Source organism: Halolamina pelagica (assembly GCF_001307315.1).
Classification (GTDB): Archaea; Halobacteriota; Halobacteria; order Halobacteriales; family Haloferacaceae; genus Halolamina; species Halolamina pelagica_B.
Window position 1 is genome coordinate 109,019 of sequence record NZ_LGUC01000002.1, and the last position, 14,848, is coordinate 123,866.

Genomic DNA, 14,848 nt, shown 5'->3' on the forward strand with positions numbered 1-14,848 from the left:
CTATCGTCTAAAGTGGGGGACCGTATCGAGTCTCGAGTCGCGCTCACGCGATCAGTCCGCTCACCACGATCTGCGTCCCGGTGGCGACCAGTGTGCCGGTCCAGACGAGTGCCACGAAGTGGGTCAAGCCACTGATGTAGTGGCCGCGGTCGGTGATCCGGATCATCAGCGACGAGAGCAGCGCGTTCAGCAACACCACCAACAGCAGGAGGAACTCGATCATGGCGATGTCGTAGCTCTCCGTCGAGAACAGCGAGTCGACGAACTGGGCGTTCCCTTCGGCGATCTCCGCGGTGATGGTGAGCATCTGTTCGGCGATCCCCAGCCCGATGAACGCCGAGAACATCGATGCGGCCGTGATGCCGTAGACGATGCCGACGAACGTCGTCGTCGCCTGTCGTCGCTGCTCACGCACGCGCAGGACTTCGTTGAAGTTCGTGGAGATGACCTGCCCGAGCTGTCGTGGCTCCCCGCCCATCCGGCGCCCGACGACGTACATGTCGCCGAACTTCTGGATGAGGTACGAGCCCGTCTCGGCGGCGAACAGTCGCCACGAACTCGCCGCGTCGATCCGGGTTCGGAGTCGCTTGTACAGGTTGTCGACGTTTTCGGTCAGTGCTCCGAAGTTCTTCTTCCGGAGCGACTCCAGAACGTTCGCGGTCGACGTCTGCTTGACGGATTCGACGCTACCCAGCGCACGGATGAACGAGGGAAACCCCTCGTCGCGCTCAGTCACCTTCTGTTCCTCCCGGCGCATCGCCAGCCCGGGGACGAGCAGCGGCGTCGTCGGGATGGCGAGGTAGATCGGGGTCGGCAGCACGTCCGAGGCCAGCGGTGTGGCGCCGAGCCCGACCGCGAGCACGCCGGCCACGGCGACCCCCGAGAGCGCGGTCCCGACTACCAGTGCGGGCTGCACCTGGTACATCGGCGAGTGCTCGCTTTCGGGCGCGAGCCAAATTGGGTCCCGGGGGAAACGGTGTGGATGACGTAGACGAACCCGACCTGGACGATGCTGAACAGCCCAATGATGCCGCCTAACAGCAGTGTCGGCGGGATCGGGATGAGGATCGGGATCACCGTCGCGAACACCAGGATGAACGTCACTGAGAGCATCAGCGAGAGGTACAGCTCCTTCAGCACGTCGAGTTTGTCGAGGGCCGACTCGTAGCGGATCACGAACTCCTGAATGATCGACTCCTGTTCGTCGAGGAGGAACTCGTCGAGCCCCTGGCCGGCGCCGACGGTGTACGCCATCCGTTCCAGAAAGTCAGCGAGAAGCTCCGACGGGACCCGCTCGGAGCGGCGGCGACAGGCGTCGTCGAGTGACTGGTTCCACGTGTCGACCAGTGCGGTGATCCGGCCCATCTCTTCGGCGAGCGCGCCGTACTCCTCGACCTGTGCCAGCGTCCGGAAGATCTCGACCCGGTCGATGTTCGTCGTCGAGAGGACGGTGATGTGTGTCAGGAAGATGTGGAACTGCTCGCGAATCTCCCGACGCTTCCTGTCGGCGATGATCTTCGGGTAGATGAACGCTCCCGTTGGGGGAGGATGCCGAGAAGAACGGCCGGGAGGGCGACGTACAGCGGTGGGGAGAGAACGTACACGGCCACCCCGGTCGCGACCGAGACGGCGATCCCCGGCCCGAGGACGACCAGCACGTACCGTTCGGGGCCATGTCCATGAAGCGGTACGCGTCGACGACCGACTTGATGAACGAGCGGAGACTCGCGTCCCAGCCGCCCTCCCCCGCGTCGGTGGTCACACGTCATCCCTCCCTGTGAGCCCGTGGGTCTCGATCGGGAGCGCTTCGACGCCGTCACGCTGGAACGTCTGGATCGCGTCGTTCACTTCGTGGTAGCCGACCACGTCCGCGTCGATGAGTCGACGGATGACCTCGGCGCGGCGGTCGAGCTCGGCGTAGATCTCCCGCGTGTCCTCGTAGCCCAGCAGTCTCGCGATCCCGTTCTCGAGGACGTGACTGTTGTTGCGTCCCTTGAAGGAGACTTCGTCGTCCCGTGGGTCCCACGCGAACGTCTCTCGGGTGACCACGCCGCCCTCGTGTTCGGAGTAGCCCTCGATCTCCTGAACGCTGGTCACGCGCCGGAGCACATCGTCGCCCTGCTTGACGCGATTCTGGAACAGCGCCACGTCGCAGTTGTCCATGAACGTCTCCGGGACGTTGATCGGGTTCGACGTGAACCGCTGGATCATCGAGACGATGTCGCTGGCGTGGAACGTGAGGAGGACCGGGTGCCCCGTTTGGGCCGCCTGGAACGCCATCTGTGCCTCGGCGCCGCGGACCTCGCCGACGACGATGTAGTCGGGCCGGGATCGCAGCGCGGCGGCGACGAGATCGAACATGTCCACGTCGGAGCCGCCGCCGTTACCCTCACGGGTGAGGAGCTGCTGCCAGTTCGCGTGTGGGGGCATCACCTCGGCGGTGTCCTCCGCGGTGTAGATCTTGTGGTCGCGGGGATGAACGAGAACATGGAGTTGAGCGTGGTCGTCTTCCCGGATGCGGTCTCGCCGACGACGAACACGGTCTGTTCGTTCTCCATGCAGAGCCAGAGATAGGCCGCGAGTTCGGGCGAGAGGGTGCCCCACTTGGTGATCTGGAAGATCGAGAGGGGGACGTCCTCCCCCTGCCGGATCGTGAGCGACGGCCCCTTGATGCTCACGTCGTCGGAGTAGATGATGTTGATCCGCGAGCCGTTGGGGAGCGTCGAGTCGATCACTGGGTCCGAGTCCGAGACTGGAGAGTTCATCCGCTCACCCATGTTCCGGATCCAGTTGCTGAACGCGTCGAGGTCGCCGAAGTCGGCGGTCGTCTCGGTCATCCCGAAGACGCTGTGTTCGACGTAGCAGGAGTGTGGGCCGATGACGTGGATGTCTTCGTTCATCGGGTCGGCCATCACCGGTTCGAGCGGGCCGAGCCCGACGATGTCCCGCTGGAGAACGTAACGGAGGCGCTCGTCGGTCTCGCGGTCGACGACGAACTGATCGCCGAGCAGCGAGGAGCGGAGCCGATCGGTGAACGACGCGCCGTCGCTGTCGACGGTGAGGATCTCGTCTATGAGTTCGTCGAGGTGGGTGGTGAAGTCGTCGCCCTCGGCCGGAGCGGGCTTCGTGACCGACTGGTCCAGTACCTCGGTCCGGACCCGCTCGTACAGCTGTTGCTCCTCGGCCGACAGCGTCGGCTCCAAGCAGTAGTACGTCTCGTCCCGGCCGCGCCCCCCGTGGACGTGGGCGTAGATCGGCGGCTCTGCCGGGAACAGGACGTTCGGGTCCGTCGCGTGTGCCTCGGTCGGTTCCTCGGCAAAAACTGGGTAGGTGCCGGTGCGCTCGTAGAACGACTCGAGATGATCTCGGACGTGTGGCTGCTCGTCGACTACGGCGCGCAGTTCGTCGGTGAGTCGAGTGTTCGATCTCATCTCAGGCAATCGTTCGGGATTCGATGACCAGGCCACGACCCTGTTGGACCGAGAACCCGATCGTGTCGTCGACGGGGCTTTTCATGCCGGCGAACCGACGAACGAGCGCCTTCTTGCGGATGTTGTTGCCAACCGCCTCGCTCTGGAGTTCGAGGTACACGTCCGCGGCCGAGCGCAACGGGCGGAGCGACCGTTCGGTGAGCGCGGCGGGATCGACCGTCAACAGGACGACCTTGCCGGCGGCCAGCGCCGCATCGAGTCTGGTGACGATGCGCTCCATGGCCCGGTCCTCGTCGCCCGAACCGAGCACGTCCGAGAACTGCCGGTCGTTCCGACAGAGCGTCCCGAAGCCGTCGACGGCGACCACGCGGGCGTCCCACAGGCCGCTCGGCTCTACGAGGCGGTCCAAGAGCGAGCGATCCCTGTCGGTCGGCACGTGGAAGTACCGAAGCCGACCGTCGAGGAGCTGGTCGACGACGCCGTAGGACAGCGAATGCATCTGATCGACGAACGCCGCAGTCGAGAGCTGTGTCGAGGCCAGCCCCACCGTCGTTCCCTCCGCACAGAGCCCGTACACGAACCGTTGGGTCAGCGTGGACTTTCCGGCCCCCGTCCCGCCCTCGATGAGGACGAGACTGCCCTCGGGGAAGCCGCCGCCGATAGCGCGATCGACGCGGTCGCGCGCCTCGAGTCCGACAGAGAGGTGGTTCACGTCTTGAACCTCAGCGTCTCCCGCTCGCTCTCGACGATGACGGTGACCCGGTGGTCACCGCTCGTCAGCGGTTCGTTCACGACGAGCCGGACGACATCGCCGTCGTGCCAGCTCCCTCCCTCGATGACGGAGACGTTGTACGCGGATGGTGAAACGTACCGCCCGTCGAGCAGCACCTCGATCACCGTCCCGTCCGTCTCGATCGTCCGTCGGCCGGTGTTCTTGACCAGCACTCTGACCTCCTCCGCCTGGCTGTCGTAGACGGCGCCGCTGGCCGGATCGCTGATGATCTCCACGTCGGTAGCGATGTCCGCGGCGACGTCGGTGCCGCGCTCGTCGAGGGAGTCAGAGATACCCCCGACTGTCGTGACCAGTGCGCCCGAGACGGCAGCAGCGACGCTCACCGCGGCGATGAACATGATCAGTTCCGACACCGAAGCGCTCGCCATTCAGCGCACCTCGACAGGGGCCGTGACGGCGACCCCCGGGCCGCTGACGATTTTGACCCGGTTCGGCTCGGACGGTCGGGTGAGTGTCACCGTGAGACGCTCGCCGGGTGCCCAGATGTCGGTCGTCGACGACGCGCCGACGGTCGTGTTGCCCGCCGAGAGCCGAGCGTAGCTTCCGTCGACGAGCACGTCCGTCCTCGCGACCGAGAGTGTGTTGGCGCCCGTGTTTCGGACGGTGATGGTCAACTGGTCCGTCGAGGCGTTGTACGTCGCGTTCACCGTTTCGATGGCGGTGTTCTGCTGGGTCAGGATGCGCTCGTTGTTCGTGGTCGTCGCGTCCGATCGGCGTTCGGCGTACCGATCGACGGCCGGGTACAACGTCGCCGCCCCCACGAGGAGGCCGACGAAGAGCACCGCCGTCGCACCGCTGACACTGAATCCCATTATATTTCGTTCATCCGGGCCATCACACGGAGGTACTCGTGTGAGACAGCGTGTTCCTCGGCGGTTGGCTCACGGGGCTGGGTCGGATCGACGAACACGTCGAGCGCCGGGCCGCCGATAACGTCGACGAGCCGCTGTTCGACCGTCGGCGAGATCCAGCCGACGTTCTCGTAGTAATCCACCGCGCGGAACGCCCCCGCGGGCCCGGACCGCTCCATCAGCGTCGCGAGCCACTCCATCACGAGCACCTCCCCAGCGTAGCCGTCGGGAATCGTCTCGAGCAACACGTCGTCGCCCGCTGCTGACGCCGTCGACGCCTGGCGGTCATCGATGGCAGGCTGCTCGGGCTCTTCGGTGGCCGGGAGGTCGTCTTCGGGGGCAGATCCTCGCCATCCGGCTCGCCCGTCGCCGGGGGATTCTGGCCAGCCGGCTCGTCCTGCTCCTCCCAGAGATCGTCGAAGGAGACAACGTCATCGTCCGTGCCGTCGGCCATCTGTTGCTCCGGGGCCTCATCGGCGCCGTGGGCGCCGTTTACGGCGGCTTCGCCGCGCTGGCTTCCCTCGACCGCCGCCATCGGTGAGTCGCCGTTGGAGGGGGTTGCCTCGGCCGGATCGTCGACGAAGGGGTTCTCCTCGGCGGCGATCCGGTCGTAGACGCCGACGAGCTGTCGCACCCGGTCGTTCATCTCGTCGATGGAGTCGGCCATCTCCTCCTGCGAGTTCCGGAGCTGCTGGAGCGAGGCGTCCGTCGAATCCAGATCGTCCTGCAGTTCGTCGATCCGGACGTCGAGTTCGTTCACGTCCGGCCCCTCGTCGGCGTCGTCGGACGGTACCTCGCGCTCCGAGTCTAGTTCGTCGCTGTCTATCGGTGGCGCCCCGGCATCTGCGGGCGCCGTTTGGTCTATCTCCTCGTCCGGTTCCTCCGGCGTGTCAGGGTCGTTCGATCCGAACATTCGGCTGATCTGTTTGAACATGGTGGTCCTCACCCGCACCGATACTGTCCTTGACCCTCCCTAATCCCACCACGCGTATAGTCCGCCGGCCGAACTCAGGGCGCGTTTCGAGTCTCGATACGGGGGTCGATTCGGCACCCGAAACTGTTCGCCAGACTAAGTGGGTGCCACGGGACGGTGGAGGTGGGAACAGACCCACGACACAACGGGTGTGAAAACACAACAATGAAACTACCAACACAGAACGACTCCGACCGTGGGCAGGTCGGGATCGGGACACTGATCATCTTCATCGCGCTGGTGCTGGTGGCCGCGGTCGCCGCGGGCGTCCTCGTCACCACGGCGGGCGACCTCCAGTCGCGTGCCTCGGACACTGGGCAAGATGCACAGGCACAGGTATCCAACCAGATCGACGTCGTCTCGGCGACGGGCGAGGTCAACGCAAACGATAGCATCGGAACGGTCAGCCTCGTCGTGAAGAAGTCGCCGGGCTCGGACCCGATCGACCTCTCGGAGGCGACCATCGAGTATACCAGCAGTGGCGCTTCCGAAACGTTGAGTTTCTCTGACACGCTGGGTACGAACGCGTTCACGACTACCGCGATCGACGGTGGCCCCACGGAGGTACTCGAGAACACGGACGAACGGATCGAGATCACCATCGATGCGTCGAGCATCGAGACCGGGGATGGCCTCGCTGAAGGTGGAGACGCGGAGCTCCGGATCGTCGACCAGTCCGGGGCGACCACGGTCTACGGCGTGAACGTCCCTGACGTGCTCACGGGCGACTACGCACAGGTGTAAGGCCGCCGACCACCCCGGTGCAGTCCCACACCTGAATCACCTCATTTTTCGCCGAATCGAGCGATCGTGACCCTCGGGAACTGCGGGTGCTCCGAGCGTCGACGGCCGCCGAGAGACGGTGAACGACCAACTAGGAAATTGACCGATGACTGACGAACACACGAACGACGCGGAACCGGACGAGCAACACGCAGCGAACGACGACGATATCCGATCGCTTGGGGAGGATCGGTACGTCATTACCCCCGACGGCCCGGAGGGCTCACAGCCGGGGGCGGCGGCATGGAAGTACCCGGGGCGGGGACGCAGGGCGACGCTGCCGGGGAATCGCCGATCTCGACGGCGCCTACGCGCTCGCACTCGACGCGCGGTTCGAGAGCGTCGAAGACGACCTGACGGTCGAGACGAACGACGTCTCGGCGGCGTTCGAGGCAGTCCTGCGCTGGTACGCCGGGAACGTGGCGGACGGCACGCCGCCGGAAGCCGTCATCGTGACGCTGCTCGAGAACAGTGACTTGGACGTGGCCGCCAGCCCCGCCAAGGCGTCAGGCGGATCGACGAGCCGGTAACCGTAATTCGGTCGGGAAACAGTCGTGGCGACTACGACAGTTCGTCGAGTGCGGCCTGCAGGAAGAGCCCGAACGCGAGGTGCTGTTCCATCGTCGTGGTGACGCGGTCCCGGAGAACCTGTTCGTCCTCGATCTGATACTCTTTCGTCCGAACCAGTTCCTGGACGCGAAGCGCCCCGTCCGCTTCGAGTTCGTGAAGCTGTGGGTAAACGGTGCCAGGGCTCAGACGCGTCCCGAAGATCGCGGTGAGATCGCCCATCAAACTCTTGCCGTGGGTGTCCGACGACCGGTGTGCGATTAGCATCAGCAGGATCTCCTCGAGGTTCTCCTTGACCGTCTCCTCCTCGAACTCGAACTGGGTGTCGTCGAACAACGTCTCCAGCACTCGATCGAGGATGACCTCCGACTCTTGCTCCGGAGTGAGCCGCACGTTCATCCCCGAGCCCTCCTCTCCCCCGGACTGCAGTTCGCCGAACAGCTGCTCGACCGTTACCTCAGTGCCCGCATCGGTCGCCTGCCCCTCCGCAGCCGATGCGGCGGCGTCCCGTGCAGATGGTTCCGGTGAATCACCCGGGCGGGATCGGAGATCAGAACTCTCCGGGTTTCGAGTCATATCCGTTCGCGAGGCCCAACAGAATATAAGCCTAGTTCGTGGACTCATGTACTGAAATTTGATATATAAGGGAGTTCTCAACATTTGAGAAAGAATAAGTACGATGCTACAATCTGCTAATTTGATGGATCGTGATCGGTTGGAGGAAAATCTGCTCGATACCCTCGGGGACGGACGTGCACGGCAGATTTTGGCCGAAATCGTTCGCCGCCCTGCATCGGTAAGTGAGTTGACGGAGCGACTAAATCTGTCGCGCGCGACGATATATCGCCGTGTCGAAAAACTCCACAAGCATGGGCTCGTTGAAGAGCGCACGCTCGTCGCCGACGGCGGGAACCACTACAGCGAGTATCGGTCGGATTTCGGTGGGACGATCGTCTCCTTGGAGGACGACGGGTACGAGGTCCGCGTGGTACAGGACAGCGACGTGCTCGAACAGCGCTAAACGAGGTTTCGTTGCCAGATCGGACCGGGAGAGGCAGTCGACGACCAACCCCCGGGCACCATCCAGTGTTGTGCGCCACCGTTTATTAGACTGGTAACAGAAACACGGCCCCATGACGGATCGTCGTGAGGAGTTCGATGCCCCTCCAGATTCTGAGCCACCGGATGCTGAAGAGGCGTTCTCCCTCCTCAGCAAATCGCTACGACTCGACATCATCCGCGTTCTGTGGCAGGCTGGCCGAGGGAATCCAGTCAGGTTCTCGGAGCTGTACGATCGAGTTGACGTGAGAGGTACGAGCCAGTTCAACTACCACCTCCAACAGCTCGTCCCGCATTACGTCCGGAAATCCGAAGAGGGCTACCGGTTGACCGAAGCGGGGGAGCGCATCGTTCGCGCCGTTAACGCCGGCATCTACACCGAGTACACCGAAATGGCGGGGTTCGATGTCCGGGGGCCTGTTACGACTGTGGATCTGCAGCGCTCCGCGGCGAGTACGTCGGTGGTCGGTTCCGTATCGACTGCCGGGAGTGCGACAACCGCGTCCTCAACGTCGGCGTCCCCCGAGCGCTGCCACTGGGCGGACTCCATCGGAGTTCGTTACCGCCTACGAAGTCTGGGCCAGGACACGGGTCGAACAAGCCAAAAACGGCCTCTGCCCGGTCTGCAACGGGCCGATGGAACCTGGCCGCAGCAACCCGATCCGGGACACGCTCGATACGGCTATCCAAGCGGTTTTCGACTGCAACGCGTGTGACCGACGGGTGGTCTCCTCGTTCGGGACGTTGGCACTGTGGCACGGGGCCGTCGAGTCGTTCCTGCACGAGCACGACGAATCGCTCCTCGAGCGACCGTACTGGGCAGTCGAACAGGCGATGACGGATCGCCACGCGACGCTCGTCGCCGAAGAGCCGTTTCGGTACCGCATCGCGTTCCGTACCGCCGATGCTGCCTGTGTGGTCGATTTCGATGCCGACCTCGAGGTGGTGGAGCTGTCGGTCGAATCCGAGTGAACGATCGACCCTCCGAGAGCGACCGAAAATCGGGGTGGACTCACGGCGCGAGCAGCAGTGGAACGACTCCGGCAGGAGGATACTGCGGAACTAGCAAACAAGTCAGAAAAATGCGCTGCCGGGAACGGTGATCAGGTAACCGGCCGCGCCACGACGATGCGTGGTTACAGTCACCTCGATGCCCTCCGCGGTGTCCTCTCGCGGTACTACCTCTTGGGACTGACGAGCCCATCCGGCTTCTTCCTCCCGGTTGCGATCCACATTCTCCACCACGAGGGGTTCGGCCACCATTCCATCGGCCTCGGCTACGCCGTCACAAAGCTCGTCGTCGAGGCGCCGACGATCATCGACACAGTCCCTCAGTCGGAGCAATGCTCCGAATCCGCACGCCAGCGAAGCGACGAACGGCGTACCCGCCGACGGGGTAACCACTCAATAACGAACCCACCGCGATAGCTACCCCGTACCAAATGCAGGTGACCTACCTGAGCTCTGCAGCGATCCTCGTCGAAACCGACGACGCGACGCTGCTCTGTGACCCGTGGCTTGAGGACGGTGCGTTCTACGGCTCGTGGTGTCACTACCCGCCGTTGGAGGCGAGCCCCGACGATTTTGGCGACGTGGACGGGATCTACATCTCCCACATCCACCCGGACCACTTCGATCCGGCGACGCTTCGCCAGTTCGACACCGACATCCCGGTGTACGTCCACGACTACCGGTGGGACTACTTGCGCGAGGAGATCGGCGCGCTGGGGTTCGACGTGATCGAACTCGACCACGACTCCCGCACGCATCTCGCGGGCGACCTCCACATCAACATTCTCGCCGCGGACGCCTGCGATCCGGAGATCTGTGGCAACTACTTCGGCTGCTCGTGGGTCGAGGGCAACCCCGAACTCGGCTCGACGCAGGTCGACTCGCTCGCGGCCATCGACGACGGCGAGCACGTCGTCGTCAACATGAACGACTGCCCGTACCCCATGGTCGAGACGAGCATGCGGGAGATCAAGGAGCGGTACGGCGACGTGGACCTGCTCTGTCACCAGTACAGCGCCGCGCAGTTCTACCCCAGTGCATGCTCGACTACAGCCACGAGGAGAAACTCCAAGCGCGCGACCGCGTCATCCTGGAGAAACACGAACTCGCCACGCAGTTCGTCGACCTGCTAGAGCCGGACTACTACCTCCCGTTCGCGGGCGAGTACGTCCTCGCGGGCGATCTCGCGCCCCTGAATCAGTACACCGCCAACCCGCCGCGCATCGAGGCGTACGAGTGGTTCGAGCGGAACGTCCCCGACGACCACGAATGTGTCTTCCTCAACTCCGGGGAGCACATCGATCTGGCCACAGGCCGGGTCTCCGAACCGTTCGAGCCGATCGACCAGGAGACCAAACAGGCGTACATCGAGACGGTGCTCGCGGAGCGGTCGTTGGCGTACGAGGACGCCCCGCTGCCCGAGCGCGAGATGCTGTACGACCGCCTCCCCGCGGCCTACGAGAACTTCGAGGCGAACCGCCAGTCGGTCGGGTTCGAGACCGACACCACGGTGTTGGTGAGCCTACTCGACGACGAGTACGTCGAACTCACCTTCGACGGCGAGGGGTATCAACTGGTTGAGTCACCCGATCTCGACCAGTACGACGGCTACGTCCGCGTCGAGGTCGACCCCCGACTGCTGAACTGGCTGCTGCAGGGGACCGAAAAAGCCCACTGGAGCGACGCCAAGATCGGCTCCCACCTCGGGATCGCCAAACAGCCCGACATCTACGAGCGCCAACTGTACAACTGTCTGGGGTCGTTCCACGCCTGAGAACCGATCCAAGATCGCTCGCCGCATGAAGCGGGCGGCAGCGGTCGGCGCCGGTGCCGACGGACGATCGCGCCGAGCTAGTCACGGCGCCGGAGCGGACGCTGGCGGTCAAACAGTTCTCGTGGCGACCGACGACGGCCCGCATCACTCGCGAGCGTGACGAACTGCTGGCGACGCTGGCCGACGCCGACGTGGCGACCGTCGGCGAGCCGTTCTTCATGGGCTACGACGCGCCGTGGACGCTCCCGTTCCTGCGGCGGAACGAGGTCGCGGTCGAAGTCGCCGGCGAGTCGTGAGGACGCCGCGGCCTCGTCGAGCGGGTATCAGCAGGAGCCGAGATCACCGATAGCCGAGATACTCGAGCTGTTTGGCGGTCTCCTTCGGCGCCCGCTTCCGATCCGGCTCCTCGTAGCGCGGGTCGTAGCTGCCGGTGTCGGTCGCCGAGAGTTCGAGCCACGGCACGCGCCGCAGCCGTGGGTGCGGCACGCCCGTCGGGTGGCTGTACAGCCCCAGATGGCCGAACAGTTCGCCGTGATCGGCGGTGATGACCGCCCGCTCCGCGTCGACGTTCTCGAGAAGCACCCCGACCGAGTCGAGAACCCAGCGGAGTTCGTCGAGATACAGCGCCCAGACCAGCTCCCGGTCGCCGCCATCACGGAGGTAGTCGAACGGCCGGTACTCGTAGCGCTCGAGCGGTCGGTTCTCCCGGAGTGCATCGGCACGGAACGGGCTGTGGGGCGGGAGGTAGTGGACGATCATCCGCTCGGCGTCGGTCTCGCGGCCGGCCCGGATCGCGCGGTCGGTCACGAGTTCGGGGATGGCCGTCCCCCGAAGGGGTCCATCGGCGCGTAGTCCGAGACGGAGTCGAACGCGTGGAACGCGTCGGGATCGACGGTGTCCCAAGCCGTGAATCGTTGGGCGAGTGGCGACTCCATCGCGTTGCCGGCCTCGAGCGTGCGCGTGACCTGTGCGTTGCTGCAGACGACCGCCGTCTCGGCGATCGGTTCCCGATACTGCTGTGTGAACGTGTTCGCCGCCCACTCCCGGGTCGAACTGCCGAGGCTGTACAGCGAGTTCACGTCGTCCACGAACGTGTACTCCGATGCGAGGCGACAGAGCGCGTCGTACCGGCAGGTGTCGAGAACGATCAGCAGGTCCCACTCCCGGTCGAACACGTTCGTCCCGAGCGGGCGCCGCGACGACGCCCCGAGCAGCAGCGCTTCCAGTGCCGGAACCACCGGGAGGCGATCCGTGAGTGAGGCGGTCAGGGACATGCAGTATCGCAACCACCCGTTCCGAGGATTCCGCCGGGTAAAGCTACGAACCGACTAACGCGGGCCCGCTCTACCGGCCAGCGGTCGACGGTGCGAGTAGCCATTACGCCGCGTCGTCGGTGGTGTCCCCGACGACGAACAGATCGAACGGGGTGTCCGCTGGCTCGTCGTCCGGCGAGAGGTAGCCGCCGGCGAAGGCGCTGTACGCCTGGCCACCCTCGACGGTCACGTCGAAGTCGGCGACGACCTCGCCGTCGTTGCTCTCCGTGTCGCCGCGGATCTCCAACGTGTAGTCGCCGGCCGGGACCTCCGTACTGCCCGACTCGCCGTAGGCGACGCCGTCGAACAGCACCGTCTCCCCGCCGCCGACGGTGATGTCGACCGCTGGCGCGTCGGGCGAGACGTGGACCGCACGGACCCGCGCGGTGTCACCGCTCGGCGGTTCGGTGTCGTCCTCGAGGAGCAGCGGCTCGAACGCCTGGTCGGCGCCCTCCGAGACCTCACCGATCGCGGCGACGGTGTACGCCTGCCCGGCCTCGACGGTCACCTCACCCTCGAAGACGGTCGTCTCCGCGTCGCCCGCGGGCGTGATCGTCACCGTGTACGTGTCGGCGGCGAGCGCGAGGTAGTCGCTGACCGCGCCGAATGGCACGTCTTCGAGCACGGCGTCGCCGTTGACGAGCACGTCCACGTTCGGTGCGTCCGGCGAGAGGTGGGTGACGCGGACCGCGGCGTCGTCCGAGGCCGTCTCGGTAGCCGTGTCCTCGGTGGGTGACTCCTCCTCGGTTGGCGACTCCATCTCCGTTTCGGCGTCTGTCGGCGTCGGTGTCCCCATCGACGTGCCGGGTTCGGTCGTCCCCATCGGCGATCCCTCGGTGTCGGTCGCCGGGCCACCGCAGCCGGCGAGGAGGACCCCACCCGCGACGGCACCGACGAGCCCGACGAACCGGCGACGCGTACAGTCTCTGGCTTCCGATTGCGACTCGACTGACGGATCTGTGTGGTCGGACATCGTGGACTGACGGAGAGCGCCGGTGGGTTTTGTTATGGATGCTGGCGTCTCCGAAATATCGTCCTACGAGATCCGTTCGGCCATCCTACGAGAAATCGGCTGTGGCCGCCAGCAGCGGGTGCCCGCCGCTGGCTCGCTACCGCGTCGACGGGCGCCCCCGACGGGTGGGCGTCGAGGGCTACTCTCTGAGGTGGACTTCGTCGTCCGAGATCTGCGCGACCCGCGAGTGGGTGATCTCGTACATGTCCTGGTCCTTCTCGGCCCAGCCAAGCCGGCGGCGAACGCTCCGCGAGAGCGACCCTTTCGGCTTGACGTGGGCCATGTTCTTGTCTATCTGTTCGATCGTTCCGACCTCGTCGCCGTCGGCGGTGACGACAGTCTTCCCCTCGTCGCTGGATTCGAAATCTCGTACCATCTGTGTCTCCGGTGGGCGCGTCTGCGCCACCATCTACGGGGACGCCCCCGCGATTCTTCGTAATAGCCACGCTACAAGCTGTACGATCGTCCTTCTCCAACGCGATGGAAAACGGGGATCGACGCGGGGCCGCTCGGCTGAGGCGGCTGGACCGATCACGACTCGGCGGCACCGTAGTGCAACAACGCCATCCCGCGTTTCACGACGTTGACCGCGCCGTCGGTCGAGCGGGCCAGCAACAGCTCCGGGAGCGAGTCGGCCCAGCGCTCGGGGTGGGCGACCACGCAGGCGCGGTCGACGGCTCGCTCGCGGAACAGCGCGGCGAGTTCGGCGGTCGTGTCCGGGTTCACCCGCTTCTCGCCCTCGCCCATCGTGTGGTCCTTGATCTTCAGCGCGCCGTCCTGCCAGGTGCGTCCAGTGTCCGAGAAGTACGCCACGTCGTCGAACGCCATCGAGAGATACGCCTCGCCCAGCAGATCGTACGCGTCGAAGTCGGGCGCCGCGTTATCGGTCCACATCTCACGGTTGTCGTGGGGCGAAAGCGGGTTCCCGTGCATGCAGACCGTCTCGATCGGCGCCGGGTGGGCCCGACGGAACTGCCGTAAATTCGTCGCGAACCGTTCGTGTGCGGCCTGGAGGTCGCCCGTCGCGCGCACGTAGTCCTCGTAGTGATAGCCGACTTCGTGGCCGAGGTCAGCGAGCACCCGGGTGCGTTCGGGCTCGAACGTGGACGTGCGGTAGTAGTACGTGCTCCGGACCCCGTGGTCGGCTTCGAGCTCGGCCATCCGGAGCGCCCGTGCCGGCATGCGATCCACGTCGTGTCGAAGGACGACGAAGCGCTCGGGGAGGTCGTCGCGGGCGAGGTACTCTCGGACGGTGCAGCACTCGTAGCCCCCGCCTCGATC

21 protein-coding genes and 3 pseudogenes are annotated in these 14,848 nt (G+C 65.2%); 10 read left to right on the forward strand and 14 right to left on the reverse strand.

What is annotated here, in order from left to right:
- Positions 1-43 precede the first annotated feature (43 nt).
- Positions 44-925 (reverse strand): hypothetical protein, encoded by an 882-nt coding sequence (locus SY89_RS18755; RefSeq protein ID WP_239685684.1) that lies wholly within the window; start codon positions 923-925, stop codon positions 44-46.
- Complete coding sequence (locus SY89_RS18760) at positions 898-1,431, reverse strand: type II secretion system F family protein (protein WP_321163923.1); 534 nt, start codon at positions 1,429-1,431, stop codon at positions 898-900. The genes SY89_RS18755 and SY89_RS18760 overlap by 28 nt, the downstream gene beginning before the upstream one ends.
- Between SY89_RS18760 and SY89_RS18765 the strand changes: the two genes are divergently transcribed.
- Positions 1,352-1,525 carry a hypothetical protein gene (locus SY89_RS18765; protein WP_239685685.1) on the forward strand — a complete coding sequence of 58 codons (174 nt, stop codon included), beginning with the start codon at positions 1,352-1,354 and terminating at the stop codon, positions 1,523-1,525. The genes SY89_RS18760 and SY89_RS18765 overlap by 80 nt on opposite strands.
- Before the next feature lie 233 nt (positions 1,526-1,758).
- On the opposite strand, the pseudogene SY89_RS14185 reads toward SY89_RS18765, so the two are convergent.
- From SY89_RS14185 to SY89_RS14210, 6 genes and pseudogenes are all read right to left on the reverse strand, one after another.
- A pseudogene (locus SY89_RS14185) lies at positions 1,759-3,431 on the reverse strand (type II/IV secretion system ATPase subunit).
- Position 3,432: 1 nt separating this feature from the next.
- Positions 3,433-4,143, reverse strand: a complete 711-nt coding sequence (gene arlH / locus SY89_RS14190) for an archaellum protein ArlH (protein ID WP_054584823.1) — start codon at positions 4,141-4,143, stop codon at positions 3,433-3,435.
- Complete coding sequence (arlG, locus tag SY89_RS14195; protein ID WP_054584824.1) at positions 4,140-4,592, reverse strand: archaellum stator protein ArlG; 453 nt, start codon at positions 4,590-4,592, stop codon at positions 4,140-4,142. Before arlG ends, arlH begins: the two co-directional genes overlap by 4 nt.
- Positions 4,593-5,036, reverse strand: a complete 444-nt coding sequence (gene arlF / locus SY89_RS14200; protein ID WP_054584825.1) for an archaellum stator protein ArlF — start codon at positions 5,034-5,036, stop codon at positions 4,593-4,595.
- Positions 5,036-5,320, reverse strand: coding sequence for a FlaD/FlaE family flagellar protein (locus SY89_RS17455; protein ID WP_189319202.1), 285 nt, complete (start codon positions 5,318-5,320; stop codon positions 5,036-5,038). Before SY89_RS17455 ends, arlF begins: the two co-directional genes overlap by 1 nt.
- Positions 5,275-5,988, reverse strand: a complete 714-nt coding sequence (locus SY89_RS14210) for a flagella accessory protein C (RefSeq protein WP_189319203.1) — start codon at positions 5,986-5,988, stop codon at positions 5,275-5,277. The genes SY89_RS17455 and SY89_RS14210 overlap by 46 nt, the downstream gene beginning before the upstream one ends.
- 225 nt (positions 5,989-6,213) lie before the next feature.
- Between SY89_RS14210 and SY89_RS14215 the strand changes: the two genes are divergently transcribed.
- Together SY89_RS14215 and SY89_RS14220 are read left to right on the forward strand one after the other, a co-directional pair.
- Entirely contained in the window at positions 6,214-6,792 is a 579-nt protein-coding gene (locus SY89_RS14215; RefSeq protein ID WP_054584828.1) for an archaellin/type IV pilin N-terminal domain-containing protein, read from the forward strand.
- 206 nt (positions 6,793-6,998) lie between these two features.
- A complete protein-coding gene (locus SY89_RS14220; protein WP_463467459.1) occupies positions 6,999-7,361 on the forward strand; it encodes a DUF7500 family protein in 363 nt (120 codons plus the stop codon).
- A gap of 31 nt (positions 7,362-7,392) precedes the next feature.
- Here SY89_RS14220 and SY89_RS16825 read toward each other — a convergent pair whose 3' ends face one another.
- Positions 7,393-7,974 carry a helix-turn-helix transcriptional regulator gene (locus tag SY89_RS16825; protein ID WP_054584830.1) on the reverse strand — a complete coding sequence of 194 codons (582 nt, stop codon included), beginning with the start codon at positions 7,972-7,974 and terminating at the stop codon, positions 7,393-7,395.
- A gap of 124 nt (positions 7,975-8,098) precedes the next feature.
- On the opposite strand from SY89_RS16825, the gene SY89_RS14230 reads away from it, so the two are divergent.
- The 7 genes and pseudogenes from SY89_RS14230 to SY89_RS14255 form a co-directional block, all read left to right on the forward strand.
- Positions 8,099-8,419, forward strand: a complete 321-nt coding sequence (locus SY89_RS14230; protein WP_054584831.1) for an ArsR/SmtB family transcription factor — start codon at positions 8,099-8,101, stop codon at positions 8,417-8,419.
- 112 nt (positions 8,420-8,531) lie between these two features.
- Positions 8,532-8,807, forward strand: a pseudogene (locus SY89_RS19875) (DUF7347 domain-containing protein); the annotation flags it as partial.
- A 55-nt stretch (positions 8,808-8,862) separates the two neighbouring features.
- Positions 8,863-9,429 (forward strand): DUF7351 domain-containing protein, encoded by a 567-nt coding sequence (locus SY89_RS19880; protein ID WP_463467460.1) that lies wholly within the window; start codon positions 8,863-8,865, stop codon positions 9,427-9,429.
- A 57-nt stretch (positions 9,430-9,486) separates the two neighbouring features.
- On the forward strand, positions 9,487-9,885 hold the full coding sequence (locus tag SY89_RS16830) for a hypothetical protein (RefSeq protein ID WP_144427271.1): 399 nt from the start codon (positions 9,487-9,489) through the stop codon (positions 9,883-9,885).
- A gap of 20 nt (positions 9,886-9,905) precedes the next feature.
- Positions 9,906-10,601 carry an MBL fold metallo-hydrolase gene (locus tag SY89_RS17820; RefSeq protein WP_204374475.1) on the forward strand — a complete coding sequence of 232 codons (696 nt, stop codon included), beginning with the start codon at positions 9,906-9,908 and terminating at the stop codon, positions 10,599-10,601.
- A complete protein-coding gene (locus SY89_RS17825; RefSeq protein WP_054584835.1) occupies positions 10,508-11,242 on the forward strand; it encodes a hypothetical protein in 735 nt (244 codons plus the stop codon). Before SY89_RS17820 ends, SY89_RS17825 begins: the two co-directional genes overlap by 94 nt.
- A 50-nt stretch (positions 11,243-11,292) precedes the next feature.
- A pseudogene (locus SY89_RS14255) lies at positions 11,293-11,538 on the forward strand (SOUL family heme-binding protein); the annotation flags it as partial.
- A gap of 43 nt (positions 11,539-11,581) precedes the next feature.
- Here SY89_RS14255 and SY89_RS14260 read toward each other — a convergent pair.
- The 5 genes from SY89_RS14260 to SY89_RS14280 form a co-directional block, all read right to left on the reverse strand.
- Positions 11,582-12,049: an alkaline phosphatase family protein gene (locus tag SY89_RS14260; protein WP_054584837.1), complete on the reverse strand. Its 468-nt coding sequence runs from the start codon at positions 12,047-12,049 to the stop codon at positions 11,582-11,584.
- Complete coding sequence (locus tag SY89_RS14265) at positions 12,046-12,516, reverse strand: hypothetical protein (RefSeq protein ID WP_054584838.1); 471 nt, start codon at positions 12,514-12,516, stop codon at positions 12,046-12,048. The genes SY89_RS14260 and SY89_RS14265 overlap by 4 nt, the downstream gene beginning before the upstream one ends.
- Before the next feature lie 103 nt (positions 12,517-12,619).
- On the reverse strand, positions 12,620-13,528 hold the full coding sequence (locus tag SY89_RS14270; RefSeq protein ID WP_054584839.1) for a DUF4397 domain-containing protein: 909 nt from the start codon (positions 13,526-13,528) through the stop codon (positions 12,620-12,622).
- Positions 13,529-13,706: 178 nt separating this feature from the next.
- Positions 13,707-13,943: a hypothetical protein gene (locus SY89_RS14275; protein ID WP_054585021.1), complete on the reverse strand. Its 237-nt coding sequence runs from the start codon at positions 13,941-13,943 to the stop codon at positions 13,707-13,709.
- A 155-nt stretch (positions 13,944-14,098) separates the two neighbouring features.
- Positions 14,099-14,749 carry a hypothetical protein gene (locus SY89_RS14280; RefSeq protein WP_054584840.1) on the reverse strand — a complete coding sequence of 217 codons (651 nt, stop codon included), beginning with the start codon at positions 14,747-14,749 and terminating at the stop codon, positions 14,099-14,101.
- Positions 14,750-14,848: the final 99 nt, after the last annotated feature.

Bases quoted from the DNA above. Each gene is read 5' to 3' on its own strand.
- arlF (WP_054584825.1), bottom strand. From the start codon at position 5,036: ATGGGATTCAGTGTCAGCGGTGCGACGGCGGTGCTCTTCGTCGGCCTC.
- SY89_RS14275 (WP_054585021.1), bottom strand. From the start codon at position 13,943: ATGGTACGAGATTTCGAATCCAGCGACGAGGGGAAGACTGTCGTCACC.
- SY89_RS14230 (WP_054584831.1), top strand. From the start codon at position 8,099: ATGGATCGTGATCGGTTGGAGGAAAATCTGCTCGATACCCTCGGGGAC.
- SY89_RS16825 (WP_054584830.1), bottom strand. From the start codon at position 7,974: ATGACTCGAAACCCGGAGAGTTCTGATCTCCGATCCCGCCCGGGTGAT.
- SY89_RS18755 (WP_239685684.1), bottom strand. From the start codon at position 925: ATGTACCAGGTGCAGCCCGCACTGGTAGTCGGGACCGCGCTCTCGGGG.
- SY89_RS14280 (WP_054584840.1), bottom strand. From the start codon at position 14,749: ATGCCGGCACGGGCGCTCCGGATGGCCGAGCTCGAAGCCGACCACGGG.
- SY89_RS17825 (WP_054584835.1), top strand. From the start codon at position 10,508: ATGCTCGACTACAGCCACGAGGAGAAACTCCAAGCGCGCGACCGCGTC.
- arlG (WP_054584824.1), bottom strand. From the start codon at position 4,592: ATGGCGAGCGCTTCGGTGTCGGAACTGATCATGTTCATCGCCGCGGTG.
- SY89_RS14215 (WP_054584828.1), top strand. From the start codon at position 6,214: ATGAAACTACCAACACAGAACGACTCCGACCGTGGGCAGGTCGGGATC.
- SY89_RS14265 (WP_054584838.1), bottom strand. From the start codon at position 12,516: ATGTCCCTGACCGCCTCACTCACGGATCGCCTCCCGGTGGTTCCGGCA.
- SY89_RS14210 (WP_189319203.1), bottom strand. From the start codon at position 5,988: ATGTTCGGATCGAACGACCCTGACACGCCGGAGGAACCGGACGAGGAG.
- SY89_RS14270 (WP_054584839.1), bottom strand. From the start codon at position 13,528: ATGTCCGACCACACAGATCCGTCAGTCGAGTCGCAATCGGAAGCCAGA.
- SY89_RS19880 (WP_463467460.1), top strand. From the start codon at position 8,863: ATGTCCGGGGGCCTGTTACGACTGTGGATCTGCAGCGCTCCGCGGCGA.